The 15,720-nt window shown below is 61.6% G+C and carries 16 protein-coding genes; 12 read left to right on the forward strand and 4 right to left on the reverse strand.

Features of this window, described 5'->3' with window-relative positions; translation table 11 throughout:
• Positions 1 to 3: 3 nt before the first annotated feature.
• Positions 4 to 582 (reverse strand): biotin transporter BioY, encoded by a 579-nt coding sequence (locus SIB46_RS01835; RefSeq protein WP_413296855.1) that lies wholly within the window; start codon positions 580 to 582, stop codon positions 4 to 6.
• Between the two features lie 57 nt (positions 583 to 639).
• Here SIB46_RS01835 and SIB46_RS01840 point away from each other — a divergent pair, with 57 nt between their 5' ends.
• Positions 640 to 876, forward strand: a complete 237-nt coding sequence (locus SIB46_RS01840) for a DUF3148 domain-containing protein (RefSeq protein ID WP_413296856.1) — start codon at positions 640 to 642, stop codon at positions 874 to 876.
• On the opposite strand, the gene SIB46_RS01845 is transcribed toward SIB46_RS01840, so the two are convergent.
• A complete protein-coding gene (locus SIB46_RS01845; RefSeq protein ID WP_413296857.1) occupies positions 845 to 2,098 on the reverse strand; it encodes a M16 family metallopeptidase in 1,254 nt (417 codons plus the stop codon). The genes SIB46_RS01840 and SIB46_RS01845 overlap by 32 nt on opposite strands.
• Positions 2,095 to 3,351 (reverse strand): M16 family metallopeptidase, encoded by a 1,257-nt coding sequence (locus SIB46_RS01850; RefSeq protein WP_413296858.1) that lies wholly within the window; start codon positions 3,349 to 3,351, stop codon positions 2,095 to 2,097. The genes SIB46_RS01845 and SIB46_RS01850 overlap by 4 nt, the downstream gene beginning before the upstream one ends.
• Positions 3,352 to 3,428: 77 nt before the next feature.
• Here SIB46_RS01850 and SIB46_RS01855 point away from each other — a divergent pair, with 77 nt between their 5' ends.
• The 11 genes from SIB46_RS01855 to SIB46_RS01905 all read left to right on the forward strand — a co-directional run bounded on the left by SIB46_RS01855 (position 3,429) and on the right by SIB46_RS01905 (position 13,976).
• Complete coding sequence (locus SIB46_RS01855; RefSeq protein ID WP_413296859.1) at positions 3,429 to 4,166, forward strand: phycocyanobilin:ferredoxin oxidoreductase; 738 nt, start codon at positions 3,429 to 3,431, stop codon at positions 4,164 to 4,166.
• On the forward strand, positions 4,163 to 5,086 hold the full coding sequence (locus SIB46_RS01860) for an efflux RND transporter periplasmic adaptor subunit (RefSeq protein ID WP_413296860.1): 924 nt from the start codon (positions 4,163 to 4,165) through the stop codon (positions 5,084 to 5,086). Before SIB46_RS01855 ends, SIB46_RS01860 begins: the two co-directional genes overlap by 4 nt.
• Positions 5,083 to 6,255, forward strand: a complete 1,173-nt coding sequence (gene devC, locus SIB46_RS01865) for an ABC transporter permease DevC (RefSeq protein WP_413296861.1) — start codon at positions 5,083 to 5,085, stop codon at positions 6,253 to 6,255. The genes SIB46_RS01860 and devC overlap by 4 nt, the downstream gene beginning before the upstream one ends.
• A gap of 8 nt (positions 6,256 to 6,263) precedes the next feature.
• Positions 6,264 to 6,971, forward strand: coding sequence for an ATP-binding cassette domain-containing protein (locus SIB46_RS01870; protein ID WP_413296862.1), 708 nt, complete (start codon positions 6,264 to 6,266; stop codon positions 6,969 to 6,971).
• Between the two features lie 33 nt (positions 6,972 to 7,004).
• The gene (locus tag SIB46_RS01875) at positions 7,005 to 7,160 is read left to right on the forward strand and encodes a hypothetical protein (protein WP_011935697.1); all 156 of its coding nucleotides are present in this window, start codon (positions 7,005 to 7,007) and stop codon (positions 7,158 to 7,160) included.
• Positions 7,161 to 7,290: 130 nt separating this feature from the next.
• The gene (locus SIB46_RS01880) at positions 7,291 to 8,223 is read left to right on the forward strand and encodes a glycosyltransferase family 2 protein (protein ID WP_413297684.1); all 933 of its coding nucleotides are present in this window, start codon (positions 7,291 to 7,293) and stop codon (positions 8,221 to 8,223) included.
• Positions 8,224 to 8,357: 134 nt separating this feature from the next.
• On the forward strand, positions 8,358 to 9,065 hold the full coding sequence (rpsB, locus tag SIB46_RS01885; protein WP_413296863.1) for a 30S ribosomal protein S2: 708 nt from the start codon (positions 8,358 to 8,360) through the stop codon (positions 9,063 to 9,065).
• Positions 9,066 to 9,119: 54 nt separating this feature from the next.
• Entirely contained in the window at positions 9,120 to 9,773 is a 654-nt protein-coding gene (gene tsf / locus SIB46_RS01890; RefSeq protein WP_413296864.1) for a translation elongation factor Ts, read from the forward strand.
• Positions 9,770 to 10,855, forward strand: coding sequence for a hypothetical protein (locus SIB46_RS01895; protein ID WP_413296865.1), 1,086 nt, complete (start codon positions 9,770 to 9,772; stop codon positions 10,853 to 10,855). The genes tsf and SIB46_RS01895 overlap by 4 nt, the downstream gene beginning before the upstream one ends.
• Positions 10,813 to 13,323 carry an ATP-dependent DNA helicase RecG gene (gene recG, locus SIB46_RS01900; protein ID WP_413296867.1) on the forward strand — a complete coding sequence of 837 codons (2,511 nt, stop codon included), beginning with the start codon at positions 10,813 to 10,815 and terminating at the stop codon, positions 13,321 to 13,323. The genes SIB46_RS01895 and recG overlap by 43 nt, the downstream gene beginning before the upstream one ends.
• The gene (locus SIB46_RS01905) at positions 13,323 to 13,976 is read left to right on the forward strand and encodes a M15 family metallopeptidase (protein WP_413296868.1); all 654 of its coding nucleotides are present in this window, start codon (positions 13,323 to 13,325) and stop codon (positions 13,974 to 13,976) included. The genes recG and SIB46_RS01905 overlap by 1 nt, the downstream gene beginning before the upstream one ends.
• Here the strand turns inward: SIB46_RS01905 and SIB46_RS01910 are convergent.
• On the reverse strand, positions 13,967 to 15,703 hold the full coding sequence (locus SIB46_RS01910; RefSeq protein WP_413296869.1) for an NADPH-dependent assimilatory sulfite reductase hemoprotein subunit: 1,737 nt from the start codon (positions 15,701 to 15,703) through the stop codon (positions 13,967 to 13,969). The two genes, SIB46_RS01905 and SIB46_RS01910, sit on opposite strands and share 10 nt — an antisense overlap.
• Positions 15,704 to 15,720 lie beyond the last annotated feature (17 nt).

Raw genomic sequence — 15,720 nt, forward strand, 5'->3', positions numbered from 1 at the left:
GGCTTAGTGGTTGACCGCCAGCAGCGGCCGCAACAGACGGCTGATCACGGCCACCACCGTGCAGAGCAGGATCTGCCCCCCCAGGGGAAGCAGGCCATAACTGAGCAGGAGTTGGGGCAATGGTTCGGCCCAGCGGCCTGCCCAATCGCCCACCACCAGATTGAGGCCGCCGCAGAGCTGCACGGTCAACACCCCCAATAACGCAATCGCCATCAAGTGTTCGAGTTGATCGACGTCATCGCGTTGGGCCAGTCGGCCGCAGAGCCAGGCGGCTGGCAAGAAGCCAGCGATGTAGCCAAAGGCCGGCAGCTGCAGGTAACTCAAGCCCCCACCGCTGTGGAACACCATCAACACACCGCTGAGGCCGAGGGTGAGGTAGGCAATCGCAGCCATCAAGGCTGGGCGCGGGCCGCAGAGCAGGGCTGTCAGCAACAGAGCGGGAAGCTGCGCTGTAACGCCCAAATTGATGCTTTGCCATCCGCTGGTGTCACTCCACTGCAACCAAGCTGGCTGCAGCAGTCCCCCAGTGATCAGTAGCAGCAGGCCGGCCAGGGCACCACTCCAGTTCAACAGGGCCCGCACTGCTGCTCATGTGCTCTCTAGCTGTCATCCTGCAACACGTTCCCCAGTCCAACAACGGTGTCTGAGCCAGCTGCAAGCGCGTGCCCCGTTGGCGCCAGCGTGGTGTTGTCTGAACAACAGCCTTATCTGAAGACGGCCGATGCCATGCCGATGTTGCGGCCTGGTGATCTGGTGAGTGCCGGGGAAGAGGGGGAAGTGATTTCCCTGCTCCCCAAGGATCAGCGCGGCGTGCGCTTTCGCCGCGGCAGTTTTGTGGTGCCGCTCACTGCCCTGCAGGAGATAGGCAGCGACTGAGCCGCTGCTGCCAATGTTGCTCAACCCGGTGCAGGCTGGCTGCTGGGCCACTGCCACTGAGGCACGGCTGCTGAAGCCAACGTTGAGCCACCTGTTGCAACTGCATTGCGCTGATGGCTTCAAGCTGGTTCATGGCTTGGGCATGGAAGTCGCTGGGTAGGCCATAGGCCTGGCAAAAGGCCTGCCGTTCCGCCCGCTGGGCACCGGTTTGCCTGCCCATCGCTTCTTGACCGCGCAATTTGGCTTTGGCCAGCTCGAGTTGGCTTTCGGCAAGGGTTTCATCGAGTAGCCGTTGCCATTCATCCAGTAAGGCCTCAAGGGCACCACAGGCTTGATCGGCACTGGTGGAGAGATGCCAGATAAACGGTGAATCAGTCCGGCGCATGGCCAGCTCGGCGCCAACGTCGTAGACGAGCCCCAGCTCTTCGCGTAAGCGCAGAAACAGCCGGCAACTCATGCCTAAGCCGAGATGCACCTGAAGCAACCGCAAACCCAAGGCATCGGCGTGCTGAACGGGCAGGCTGCGGAAGCCCACCATCAGCACGGTTTGCTCGGTATCGAGGGGATCAGCGCTCCAGCTGCGATCGCCTTGAGGCAATGGATCAGGCGCTCCGGCGCTGTCATGGGTAAAGCGCTGCAAACGTTGCTCAAGGTCATCGGCCAAGGCTTGATCCTGGGCCGCGCTCACCACCAGAAACGCCTGACGATTGGCTAATCGCGGCCGTTGGGTGACGACGTCTTGACTGCCGAGTTGTTGCAGCGATGCGGTGGTGCCTAGGGGGTCATGGCCGTAGGGGCCATCGCCAAACATCAGCTGACGCAAACGATCTTGGGCGCGGCTGAAGGGGTCTTCCTCCAGGCGCTGCAGGGTTTGCAGGTTGAGGTCACGCTCGAGCTCGATTTGCTCGCCGCTGGCAGCGGGCTGCTCCACCATCTCAAGCAACTGCGGCAGCAGCACATGGCGATCGCTGCCTACCCCTTTCAGCATGATCTGCAGATGGTCATCGCCAGCTTCACAACGGAGGCTGGCCCCTTGGTTTTCAATCCACTCGGCAAAGGAGCGCGCATCGTGGTTGCCGCAGCCGCGGGTGAGCGACCCGGCTAGGAGCTGGTGCAGTCCTGCTTGGCCTGGTGGATCTGCCGCACTGCCAAGCGGCAACACCAAGCGGGCCGCCATCACATCGCCGAAGCCGGGCTCAAGCCAACGCAGCCTTGCGCTCATTTGGGCCTCACCAGCAGGGTGCAGGCCAAATCTGGATCGAGGGCGCCGGATAGCTGCTGAAGATCCTCCGCTTGCCATTGGTGCCAGCGCGACAGGGGATGTTCGAGGGGTTCCAAGCGGTTCATCAAGGTGGCTTGCCCCAAGTGCTGGGCCAGTGAGCCAATCCCTTCCATGGCAAAACGGTGCCCGTGGTCGAGCAAGCGTTGGGCACGCTTGAGCTCGGTGCTGCTGGGGGCTTGCTGCTGCAGCTGACGCAAGATCGCGCAGACCTCTTGATGCACCTCACCCAGCCGGTCGCTTGGACAGATCGCTTCGAGGATCACCAAGCTGCCCTGCTCCAAGGCATGCACATCCATATCGATGGATTCAACGAGTTGCTTCTCTTCTCGCAGGCAGCGCACCAGGCGGCTGCTCCGCCCCTCAGCCAGGACGGTGGTGAGCAGATCGGTGCCGCTCAAGGCCATCAATTCCTTCGCCGCCGGTGCCGCCCACAGCATCAGCAGCCGGGCTGACTCGAGCCGAGGCAGCTCCAGTGAATGCAGGCCAGGTTGAACCTGTAGCCCCGGCTGCTGTGGTTCCACCCCGCCACTGCCTGGAAGCTCGGCAAACGGGCTGGCCTCAAGCAGCTGCTGAACATGGCCGAGGTCAAAACAACCACTGAGGCTCACAGCGCAGGATTGCGCGCAGTAGTGACGCTGTTGAAAGGCCAGCATCTGATCTGGTGTTTGCTGCAGCAATTGCTCGCGAATTCCCAGGATTGGCCGGCCATAGGCGTGCTCACCGCAAGCCAAAGCCAGGAGCTGTTGGAAGGCTTGCTCTTCGGGTTGATCTTCACTTTGGGCTAATTCCTCGAGCACCACCTGGCGTTCGAGCACAAAGTCCTCGGCCTTGATTTGAGGCTGCAACACCAGTTGCGGCAATAACTCACAGGCCAAGGGCAATGCCTCTTTCGGCATCAGCACGTGGTAGTGCACGTCATCAAAGCCGGTGGCGGCATTGCTGATTCCACCGGTGGCTTCCACTTGCCAATCAAAGGCTCCGGCTGGGAGTAGTTCATTGCCTTTGAACACCATGTGTTCCAGGAAATGGGCCATGCCGTGCTCCTGGTGCTGTTCAACGGCACTGCCAGCTCGGCACCAGAACTGAAGACAGGCCACGGGCGAATCGAGCACCGGCAGCAGGGTCAACGGCAGACCGTTGCTGAGCGAGGTGGTGTGTGGGGTGCTGTAGCCAAGCCCTGCGGGCTGATCCAACGCATGAAGGCAGCGGATCTACTCACTATGGCGATCCCGCCTTGGGTCTGCGCCATCTAGGGTGTTGGGCTGCTCCGTTGGCCGCCTGCTTGCGCGCTTTTCATCCCCTGATCCCGGTCATCGCCTCGGGCCTCAGGGGAGCCTGGCAGGAGCTGGTGGAACTGCAGACCTTGGCCTTGCCAGCAGGCTTGGCGGAGATCCGTGGTGAGCTCGAAGGCGATGCCATGGCCATCGATAACCAGCTGATGTGTTGCCCTGGGCTGCGCAAGATGCACCTGGAAACGGCCCAGGTGGGAGCTCGGTTGGACATCCTCCATTGCGTTCTGTTTCCTGACCCTCGCTACAACCTGCCGTTGTTTGGCGCTGATGTGGTGGCTGGTCCTGCTGGGGTGTCAGCGGCAATTGTTGATCTCTCTCCCACTGGGGAGTGCTTGCAGCCTGATCTGATTGAGGCGTTGGAGGCCTTGCCACAGCGTCCCTACAGCGAGCGCCGGGAGGTGCCCGCTTGGGGCTCGATCTTCTCGAAACAGGTCTTGTTCGCCCGTCTCACCACTGCCGAAGAAGAGCGTTGGTTTGAGGGTGATCTGCTGGCCTTTCACCGCATTTTTTTGCAGGCGGTGAGAGCAGCAACGCCAGAACCAGCCAGCAGTGATGCTGTGCAACAGCGCTGGAAGAAACAGCAGCATTACTGCGCTCAACAACGCCGCAACGACAAGACCAGGCGCGTTCTCGAAGTGGCCTTCGATCCACAGTGGGCAGATAACTACATCCAGAATCTGCTCTTCGACGACCCACCAGCCCCCTGCGATCCGTGACCTTGGTGCCTCCCATCAGCGGTCGTCGTGGCTTGGTGCTCCTTTCGGCGCTGTTGGGAACCGTCGCTGTTGTGGCGGTGTGGAGCTGGCGCTCGCGCCCACAGCCCGAGCCGATGGCCGCTCCAGTCAGCGCTCAGTCGCCCCAACCCCGTGGTGTCTCTGCCCTTGGCCGGTTGAATCCAGCTGGCAATGTGCGCCGGCTGGATGCCCCCTCCGGTGCGATGGGGGCATCGCCGCGGGTTGAAACCTTGCTGGTGGAGGAGGGTGATCGCGTCGAGGCGGGCCAGGTTCTGGCTCAATTCGACACCTACCCCGACCAGCTGGCTGACTTCGAGGTGGCCAAAGCCACGATCGATACTTTGGAGCAGCGACAAAAGCTTCTGCAGGAGGAGGTTCTTCGTTATCAGAACCTGCTTTCAAGTGGTGCCATCTCGGCGGAAATTCTCGATATACGTCGTTTGAAATTGCTCAGCCTCGAGCAAGAGCTGCGCAAGGCCAAAGCTCAGCTGCAGCGTCAGCGCATCAAGTTGCCCGATGGTGAGCTGGTGGCCCCCTTCAGTGGAACGGTGCTCGAAATCTTTGCTCGCCCGGGTGAGCGCCCTAGCTCTGATGGCGTGCTGTCCATCGGCCGCAGCGATCAGATGGAAGCGGTCTTGGAGGTCTATGAGAGCGATATTGGCCGGGTGCGTGTTGGCCAGCGCGTGCTCTTGCAGAGCGAAAACGGTGGCTTCGATGGCGAGCTTCAAGGCCGCGTGCGTCGCATTGACCCGCTGGTTCAGCAGCGTGATGTGCTCAGCACCGATCCCACAGCTGATACCGATGCCCGCGTGGTGGAGGTGCACGTCACCCTTGATCCGGCGGATGCGCGGCGCGTGCGTCAGCTCACTGGTCTGAAGCTGATTGGCCGGCTGCAGCCATGATTCGAGCGCTGTGGCGCCGACGCGGCGTTCCCTTGGCTTGGTTGCTGCTGAGTCGTCAACCAGTGCGGCTGCTGATTGCTCTGGCCGGCATCAGCTTCGCCGGGATCTTGATGTTCATGCAGCTGGGCTTTCGTGATGGTCTGTTCGACGCCAGCGTCACGATTCATCGGCTGTTTGATGCCGACCTGGTGTTGATGAGCCCGCGCTCGATGAGCTCCATCAGCATGGCCGGTTTTCCTGAGCGGCGGCTGATCCAAACCATGGCGGAGCCGGAGGTTGAGAGCGTCAGCCCGGTGCACTGGAATTTTGTGTTGTGGCGCAATCCCGAGACCCGCTCAACCCGCTCCCTTTTGGCCCTGGGGTTTGAGCCGGATGACGCCCTGTTTGTCGATTCGATGGTGGCTGATCAATCGGCCAGCCTGCGCCAGAAGGGCCGCGTCTTGTTTGATTCGCGCTCAAGGCCTGAATTCGGCCCTGTGGCTGAGCGCTTCAATGCCGGCCAAGTGGTGGAAAGTGAGGTGGCGGGCCAGCGGGTGCGGGTCTCGGGTCTGGTGGAGTTGGGCCCCTCGTTTGGTGCTGACGGCAACCTGATCACCAGCCGTGAAACCTTCCGCTCGCTGCTGCCCTCCACCGCTCGCGGCAGCATTGAGCTTGGTTTGATTCGCCTGCACGATGGTACTGATCCAGACGCCGTTGCTGAACGACTTCGCGCTTGGCTTCCCAATGACGTGACCGTCTTCAGCAAGAAGGCGTTCATTGAGTTCGAAAAGAACTATTGGCGCAGCAGCACAGCCATTGGATTCATCTTCAGCCTCGGAGCTGCCATGGGCTTTGTGGTGGGTTGTGTGATCGTTTATCAGATCCTCTACGGCGATGTGAGTGACCATCTGCCGGAGTACGCCACCTTGATGGCGATGGGATATCCCCTGCGGGATCTGCTTGCTGTGGTGGTCCGTGAAGGCTTGATGTTGGCCTTGGTGGGGTATGTGCCGGCCTATGCGGCAGGCGAGGGGTTGTATGCCCTGATTCGTGGCTCCACCCAGTTGCCGGTTGGCATGTCTCTGCAACGGGCTGTGCTGGTGTTCAGCATGATTTTGGTGATGTGTTTGGGCTCGGCCCTGGTGGCCATGCGCAAACTGGCGGACGCTGATCCCGCTGAGATCTTCTAATGGCTCTAATGGCGGATCCAGCTCCCATCGTTGCCACCAACGTCAGCCACAGCTACGGCACCGGTTCGATGCGCCGTGAGGTTTTGCAGGACATCAACTTCCGGGTGGATCCCGGGGAGGTGGTGCTGCTCACGGGACCTTCTGGCTGCGGCAAAACAACCCTGCTCACCCTGGTGGGAGCGCTGCGCAGCTTGCAACACGGTCAGCTGCAAGTGCTGGGGGTGCCCTTGGCCCAGGCTGGCCGTGGCGAGCGGCGCCGGCTGCGGCAACGCATCGGCATGATCTTTCAAGGGCACAACCTCTTGCGCTGCCTTACCGCTGAGCAAAACGTGCAGATGGGAGCCGATCTTCTGCCGGGCCTCAGTTACGGCCAAAGGCGCGGTCAAGCCCGCGAATGGCTCCGCGCTGTGGGCTTGGGGGATCAACTCAGCAAGGTGCCCCATGATCTGTCGGGCGGACAAAAGCAACGTGTGGCCATCGCCCGGGCCTTGGCGGCCCGCCCCCGCTTGCTACTGGCTGACGAGCCCACCGCAGCCCTCGATGGCCGCACCGGCCGTGAAATTGTGGAGCTCTTGCAACGGCTAGCCCGTGAGCAGGGTTGCGGTGTGCTGATGGTGACCCATGATCCACGGATTCTTGATCTGGCTGATCGCCTGCTGGCCATGGAAGACGGCCGCTTGATTGAGAACAGGGTGGCTTCGATGCCTGCCGGGTAAGGTGAGAGGAGATTTTCCAGGCTTGATCGATTTATGGCCAAGCGCCGCAACCTGAAACGCGAGAAGCAAGAACGCAACCGCGCCTACGCCCGTAAGTTCAAAAAGCGCAAGCTGCGTGGCGATGGTCGCGGCGAAGGTGCTGGTAACGGCGTGACTGGCACGGCCAACAATGGCGGCGCTGCCGACTGATTAGTTCGCTGAGCTAACCCAAATTCATCACCAACCCTGATCAGCTTTTGGTTGATCAGGGCTTTTTATTGCTTTGCGGCCCATGCCCGCTGAACGCATCAGCGATCATGGGAGCACCTTGGATCCAGCTGTGCTCGTCAGCGTTGTTATTCCCACCTACAACCGCCTGCCGATCCTGCAGCAGTGCCTAAGGGCCCTAGAAGCCCAGCAGCCCCTGGATCCCGGTGATTCGTTTGAGGTGGTCTTGGTGGATGACGGCTCCACCGACGGCACCGTCGAGTGGATTGAACGGGAGGCAGCAGCACTGCCCCATGTCCGCTTGATCTGCCAGGAACATGGCGGCCCCGCCATCGGCCGCAACCTTGGCGTTGATCACGCCAAAGGCGAGGTGATCATTTTTATCGATAGTGATTTGGTGGTGGTGCCGGAGTTTTTGCGGCATCACGTGCATTCGCTGCGCCAAGCCTGGCAGCGGGATGGCAATCGCCTTTGCTTCACCTATGGGGCGGTGATCAATACCCACAACTTCGAATCCCCCGAGAGCGAACCCCACAAACTCAGTGATCTGTCGTGGGCGTACTTCGCCACGGGCAATGTGGCCATCGATAAGACGGTGCTTCAGGAATCAGGGTTATTTGATCCCTCCTTCCAGCTCTATGGCTGGGAAGACCTGGAACTCGGCGAGCGCCTTCGCCGCATGGGCGTGCGGTTGGTGCGCTGCCCTGCGGCCGCCGGCTACCACTGGCACCCTCCGCTCAACTTGGAGCAGGTTCCCGAGCTGGTTCGCAAAGAGCGGGAGCGGGCCAAGATGGGGCTGGTGTTTTACCGGAAGCACCCCACCCGGCGGGTGCGTTTCATCATTCAATTCACCATCTGGCACCGGCTGCTTTGGGAGCTGCTCACCTTGGGTGGCTTGCTCAATGAGCGCAGCTTGCGGCCCTTGCTGGCCTGGTTAATCCGCCGCGGTCACCCGGGCGTGGCGATGGAGCTGCTGCGCTTGCCGCTCAATCGCATCAGTGTGGTGGCCATGCAGCGCGAAGCGCAGGCCGCTGGAATCGCCTGAACCCAGGCCAGGACACGGCCTGATAGGTTGGGACGTCCCTTCAAAACCGCACACCCGCACGTTTCGGGTGAGGACATTGGCCGATTTGGGCCGTCCTCCCTGGCGGGTGGTGGCCAACCCGAAACCCCAACAACATGGCAGTTGTCACGCTCTCCGAAATGATGGAGGCCGGTGCCCACTTTGGGCACCAAACCCGCCGCTGGAATCCGAAGATGCAGCGGTACATCCACTGCGCTCGCAACGGCGTCCACATCATCGATTTGGTGCAGACCGCCGTCTGCATGAACAACGCCTACAAGTGGGTGCGCAGTGCTGCTCGCAGCGGCAAGCGCTTCCTCTTTGTCGGCACCAAAAAGCAAGCCGCTGAGGTGGTGGCCCTGGAGGCCAGCCGTTGCGGCGCCAGCTATGTGAACCAGCGCTGGTTGGGCGGCATGCTCACCAACTGGAGCACCATGCGCGCCCGCATCGAGCGTCTCAAGGACCTCGAGCGCATGGAGAGCTCCGGTGCGATTGCGATGCGTCCCAAGAAGGAGGCCTCGGTTCTGCGTCGCGAGCTGGATCGTCTGCAGAAGTATCTGGGCGGTCTGAAGAACATGCGCCGCCTGCCCGATGTGGTGGTGCTGATCGACCAGAAGCGCGAATACAACGCTGTTCTGGAATGTCAGAAGCTCGACATCCCTGTGGTGTCGATGCTGGATACCAACTGCGATCCCGACCTCTGCGACGTGCCGATCCCCTGCAATGACGACGCTGTGCGTTCGGTGCAGCTGATCATTGGACGTTTGGCTGACGGCATCAACGAAGGTCGCCACGGCTCGAACGACCAGGGGGATGAGGGCTAAGGCCCTCCCCCGCTGTTTACACTCCCCCCGCTTTTCACTTCCCCGCACCCCGTCATGGCCGAGATTTCCGCCAAGCTCGTCAAGGAGCTCCGCGACCAAACCGGTGCGGGGATGATGGACTGCAAGAAGGCTCTCAATGAGTCCTCTGGCGATCTCACCAAAGCCACCGAGTGGCTGCGTCAGAAGGGCATTGCTTCAGCTGAGAAGAAATCCGGTCGCACCGCCGCTGAAGGCGCCGTTGGCAGCTACATCCACACCGGCGCCCGCGTGGGCGTTTTGGTGGAAGTGAACTGCGAAACCGACTTCGTGGCCCGCGGTGACGCGTTCCAAGAGCTGGTGCGCAACGTGGCCATGCAAATTGCGGCCTGCCCCAACGTTGAGTTCGTGACCACCGATGACATCCCGGCTGATGTCAAAGAGCGCGAAACCAACATTGAGATGGGGCGCGATGACCTGGGCAACAAGCCCGAGGCCATGAAGGCCAAGATCGTTGAAGGCCGCGTCAACAAGCGCCTCAAGGAACTGGCCCTGCTGGAGCAGCCTTTCATCAAAGACAGCTCCCTCTCGGTGGCCGAGATGGTCAAGCAGCTGGCCGGCAAGATCGGCGAAAACATCCAAGTGCGGCGCTTCACCCGCTACACCCTGGGTGAAGGCATTGAAGTGAAGCAAGAGGACTTCGCGGCAGAAGTGGCCGCTATGACTGCTTGAACTCCTCGGAGGGGGCAACCGCCGAACAGGCGCGTCAAGAACTTGACGCGCTCGACGCTCTGAGTGAACGGGCTGCCATCAAGCTCTACAGCTTGCTGCAGGACTACCTCGAGCAACTGCGCCATGAGTTGCCCCATCAACTGCTGCAGGCGGTGTTTCACCTCTGCACCAAGCTCCAGCCCGAGGCGTTCAACGCCATGGCTGAGCAGCAGCGCCAGGTCATGCGCGAACGCTTGCTGCATCTCACCCAACGCTGCAGTTCGCTGCTGACCGTTGAGCAACTGGCGCAGCTCGGCAGTCGCCTGTTGAGCGCCGATGACATGGCCGAACCAGAAGCCCATGAGCCGGCCCCGGCCGATGGCTCGGTGGAGCCACTGATGGCCGCTGCTGATCCTGATCCTGGAGCCGGGCTGCAATTCAGCCTCGAGTCGCCGTCATTGCTGGGCAACTTTGACCCAGCGCAGTTCTGTTCCACCCTGTCTTCTGATCCTGCTGGGTTGGTGGATGAGGAGGAGTCATCTCAACCACAGGATCACGAGCAGGCCTTGAATTGGCTGCGGCAAATGGCCAATGGCAGCCTCTTGGGTTCATCCCTGAGTGCAGATGATCCGCTCACCAGCCCATTTCCCTTGCCGCGCGATCCACAGCAGTTGCGCGTGTGGCTTGGGGTATGGGATCAGGCGCTGCAGCGGCGACTTCGCAACCTCAGCCACGCCATCAATGTGGAACTGCTGCGCAGTGGCCTGTGCCAAAGCCTGATGCCCCTTACCCTGCTGGATGCCTCATTAGCCGGCCAGGTGGAGCAACAGGGCGTCGCCCCCAACGTGTTGACGGTGCGGCTACCCATGCCCGATGGCCTGACAAGCCATGAGTTGCAGCTCAACGGGTTGTTGATCCGTGTCTCGGAACTGGAGCACGCGCTGCCCCACTTGCGCGACCTGCGCAATGCATTGCACAAGCTCGATGACAATCTGCGCAAAATGGAGCGTCGCATTCAGCACTGGCAGCAACGGCTCGCCGTTCTGCAGGCGCAACAGCTGTGGTCGCAGGACAACAACCCCACCGCGCAACCCCAGATCTGAGCCCAGCTCCGCTGACTGCGGAGCTGGATCGCTGGCTGCGTCAGCTGCAGCGCAGCCTCAGCCTGGAAGCTGACGCGGGTTTCCAAGATCTCCAGGGTCAGCGGTCGCGCTTTAGCGCCTTTATGGAGCAGCAGTGCCGCTCTCCGTCATCGCAATTGCCTGCGCAGGAGTGTCAGCAGCTGGCGCCGTTTGCCGCTCAGTTTTCCCGCTACTCCGAGGCTTCCACAGCTCAGCGCCGCTACCTGGTGACGCAGCTGCGTCAGCACTTGCATCAATTGCGCCGTCAGCTTGATCCACCAGCGCCGCTCTCCCCGCCGCGTCTGCGGCTCCCAGACTCCAGCACGCCAACGAGAGCTGGCCGCAGCACGGCTGATCTGCCGCTCTCAGAGCTCAAGGGAATTGGCCCCAAGCTCGCTAGTCGCCTGGCGCAGCTGGGCCTGTTTTGTCTCGAGGATTTGATCGGCTACTACCCGCGCGATTACGTCGATTACTCGCGTCTGGTGCGGATCCAAGCCTTGGTTCCAGGCGAAACCGCCACGGTGGTTGCCACGGTGCGCCGGGTTCACGCCTTCGCCAGCCCCAAAAACCCCAACCTGGCGATCTTGGAATTGCAATTGCAAGACCCCAGCGGCCGGCTGCGGATCAGCAAGTTCATGGCGGGCAAGCGTTTCACCTCCCCTGGCTGGTTGCATCAACAGCAGCGCTTGTACCCACCGGGCGCCACGATCGCTGCCAGTGGCCTGGTCAAGGAAAACCGCTTTGGCATCAGCCTGCATGACCCCCTGCTTGAGGTGTTGGAAGGACCGGCCAGCAGGGTGCAATCGCCTGAAATCGGCCGATTGGTGCCGATCTATGCCCTCACCGAGGGGTTAACTGCCGAACGGCTCCGCCAAGCTGTGGCAGCGGCGCTAGCAGCGGTTCGCCCAGGGCCAGACCCCTTGCCAGAACCCTGGCGCCAACAGCTCAAGTTGGTGGCCAAGGCCGATGCCCGCAGCGGAATTCATCAACCCAGCAACCGGGAGCATCTCGATGCTTGCCGCAGGCGGTTGGTGTTTGACGAGTTTCTACTGCTGCAGCTGAACCTGGCCCAGCGGCGGTTGCAGTACCGCCAGCGTCAGGCACCAGCACTGCCGGCTGCGGCCGTGGGTGAACGGCTCGAGGCCTTTCGTGCCCTGCTGCCTTTTCAATTGACCGGCGCTCAAGAGCGGGTGCTGAGCGAGTTGCTCTCCGATATGGGCCAGCCCAAGCCCATGGCCCGGCTGGTGCAAGGGGATGTGGGCAGCGGCAAGACGGTGGTAGCGATCGCAGCCCTCTTGGCGGCCATCGATGCGGGTTTGCAGGGGGCGTTTATGGCGCCCACCGAAGTGCTGGCCCAGCAGCACTACGCCAAGCTCTGCGAATGGATGCCGCAGCTGCACGTCAATGTGGCGCTACTGACCGGCTCCACGCCGGCGAAGCAACGCCGCGCCTTGCTGCAGGACTTGGCCAATGGCCAGTTGCACCTCCTGGTGGGCACCCACGCGGTGCTGGAGGACCCGGTTGATTTCGCCCGTTTGGGCTTGGTGGTTGTGGATGAACAACACCGCTTTGGCGTCGGCCAGCGCAATCGCCTGCTCAGCAAAGGCTTGCAGCCCCATTTGCTAACGATGACCGCCACGCCGATCCCCCGCACCCTGGCGCTCTCCATCCATGGCGATTTGGATGTCAGCCAAATTGATGCATTGCCGCCCGGGCGCCAACCGATCAAGACCGCTGTGTTGACTTCCGCCCAGCGCCCCAAGGCCGATCAGCTGATTCGCGAGCAAATCAACGAAGGCCGTCAGGCCTATGTGGTGTTGCCGCTGGTGCAGGAGTCTGAAAAGTTGGATTTGCGTTCGGCCGTTGATGAGCACAGCCGGCTGCAGCAGGAGGTGTTTCCTGATTTGCAAGTGGGACTTCTGCATGGCCGGCTCAGCAGCGCCGACAAACAGCAGGCGATTGAGGCCTTCAGCCGCGGGGAGACGCAACTGTTGGTCTCGACAACGGTTGTGGAGGTTGGCGTGGATGTTCCCAACGCCACGGTGATGTTGATCGATCACGCCGAACGCTTTGGTTTGTCCCAGTTGCACCAGTTGCGCGGCCGTGTTGGCCGGGGAGCGGCCGCCTCCCATTGCCTGTTGGTGAATGACAGCAGCTCGGTGGTGGCCAAACAACGCCTGGAGGTGCTGGCCCGCAGCAACGATGGCTTTGAAATTGCTGAGATGGATCTGCGCCTGCGGGGCCCCGGTGAAGTGCTGGGAACCCGCCAATCGGGATTGCCTGATTTGGCCCTTGCCAGCCTCAGCGACGATGGAGCGGTGCTCGATGAAGCGCGGCAAACGGCTCAAGCGATCCTCGATGCCGATCCAACCTTGGAGCAGCATCCACACTTGGCGCAGTGCTTGGAAGCCCAGCGCCGCAGCCTCACCGCATCGGCTCGCCTGAACTGATGGGCCGTCCGTGGCATCCGATCCCAATCGTCGACAACGGTGAGCCGTTGCTGCCGTTATCCCCTGCGTTGTTGCGCTGGCAGCCCCATCCCTACCAAGCCCTTGGTGCTCCCTATCCAGCTGGCAGTGATCCGTTTCAGTTGCGCCAGAGGGTGTTGGAGCGCCTGCTGCAAGCGCAGCAGGTGTTGCGGGATCACAGCGAGCCCCTGCAATTCCTGATCTTTGATGCCTTCCGGCCCCTGGCCGTGCAGCAATTCATGGTGGATCACACCCGCGCGCAGCCTGGAGTTACCGAAGAGCAAGTGCTGGCCTTGTGGGCTGAGCCAAGCGCCGATCCCACCACACCTCCACCCCACAGCACCGGTGCTGCCGTGGATCTCACCTTGGCCACCCCCGATGGCGTGCCCCTGGAGATGGGCGGTGAGATCGATGCGGTGGGAGCCATTGGCCATCCCGATCACTTCGCTGATGCCGAGCCAGCCTCCGCCGAGGCGATCTTCCACCAGCGGCGCTGCCGATTGCATCGCGCCATGACATCGGCTGGCTTTGTTCGGCACCCCAACGAGTGGTGGCACTTCAGCTGGGGCGATCAGCTTTGGGCTTGGAGCAGCGGGGCCCCTTGCGCCATTTACGGCCGCACCCCTCAGGCTTGAAGCGCCGCCTCGAGTTGATCACCGAGTGAATGGCAGTAGTCGCCGAAGCTTTGCTTGGGAGCCTGCTCTTGCCACTCGATGAGCAGCGGGCGCAGGGTGGATTCCATCTCGGCCAGCGGCATTTTTTGCAGCACCGGTCGTGCCAAGCGGGTTAATCCAGGACTGCCTCCAAGCCAGAGCTGGTATTGCTCAACCCCACTGCCCACCATGGCGAGTTCAGCCATGTAGGGACGGGCGCAGCCATTGGGGCAGCCGGTCATGCGCACCAGGATTGGTGAGTCGATCTTGAGTTCATCCAGCAGTGTTTCCAGGCGAGCCAACACATGGGGAAGGATGCGCTCGGATTCGGTAACGGCCAATCCGCAGGTGGGTAGCGCGGGGCAAGCGATGGCGTGGCGGCTGAGCAGGGAGGTGCTGGATGGATCACCCCAACCCATGGCTTCGAGTTGCTCGCTGATCTCCTGCTTTTGGTTCTTGGCGATGTTGCAGAGCAAGAGGTCCTGATTGGGGGTGAGGCGGATCTCAGGTTTGTAGGTCTCCACCAGCTGGCGCATCTGCGCTTTGAGCTCACCTTCCAGGCGGCCGCAGAGCAATGGCAGGCCCACAAACCACAGCCCATCACCCTGCTGATGCCAGCCGAGGTAATCCAGCAGCTCGGGGGTTTGTTCTGTCCGGGCTGGCTTGATCTCACCGGTGAAATAACGGCTGATCTCCTGGCGGAACCAGTCAATGCCGTTGTCGTGCAGCAGATATTTCATGCGGGCGTGACGCCGCACCTTGCGGTCGCCATGGTCACGCTGCAGCGCCACCACGGCTTGCACCAATGGCAACACGTCAGTGCCTTTGATGTAGCCGAGGCAATCGGCTGCGCGGGCAAAGGTTTCTTCTTTGTTGTGGGTGCGGCCCATCCCGCCACCGACGTAGACGTTGCAACCGCGTAGCCGCCCGCCCATGTCGGTGAAGGCCACCAGGCCCACGTCTTGGGTGAGCAGATCAACGGAGTTATCCCCCGGAACCGTGACAGCCACCTTGAATTTGCGCGGCATGAAGGTGTCGCCGTAGAGCGGCTCATCGCTGTTGCCGCTGAACACCTCACCCTGTCGCTGTTGCTTTTTGATCCGGCTGGCCAGCACGGACGGGCGAATTTTGTAGCGCTTCTCGCCATCCACCCAGAGCTCGAGATACACGCCAGCAGCGGCTTTGGGTGCCAGCAGATCGGCAATGTCATCGGCCAGACGCCGGGCCACGGGGTAGCCGTGCTGCTGGAAAGGCGCCGCCGGTGCCATCACATTGCGGTTGATATCACCGCAGGCCGCCAGGGTGGAGCCCATGTTGCGCACGATCGTGCCCACCACGGTGCGTAGATCGTCTTTGGGGATCCCGTGCAGTTGGAAGGCCTGGCGCGTTGTGGCCCGGATGCTGCCGTTTCCGTATTGATTGGAGAGATCGTCGAGGGCTAAATAAAGCTGGGCTGGGATCCGTCCTCCCGGGCTGCGCAAGCGCAGCATCATTCCCCAATCTTTGGATTCGCCTTTGCGCCGGTTGTCGCGGTTGTCCTGTTGATAGCTGCCGTGAAACTTGAGGATCTGAACCGCATCGTCGGTGAAATACGGCAGATCATTTTCCAGCTCGGTGGCTAGAGGTTCGCGCAAATAGCCGCTATCGACCTTGAGCTGTTCGAACTTGCTGCGCTCAGTCGTTTTCTTCCCTTCGGGCGCAATCGTCACGATTGATGCAGCAGCGG

It is taken from the genome of Synechococcus sp. MIT S9452, assembly GCF_047304245.1.
Classification (GTDB): Bacteria; Cyanobacteriota; Cyanobacteriia; order PCC-6307; family Cyanobiaceae; genus RCC307.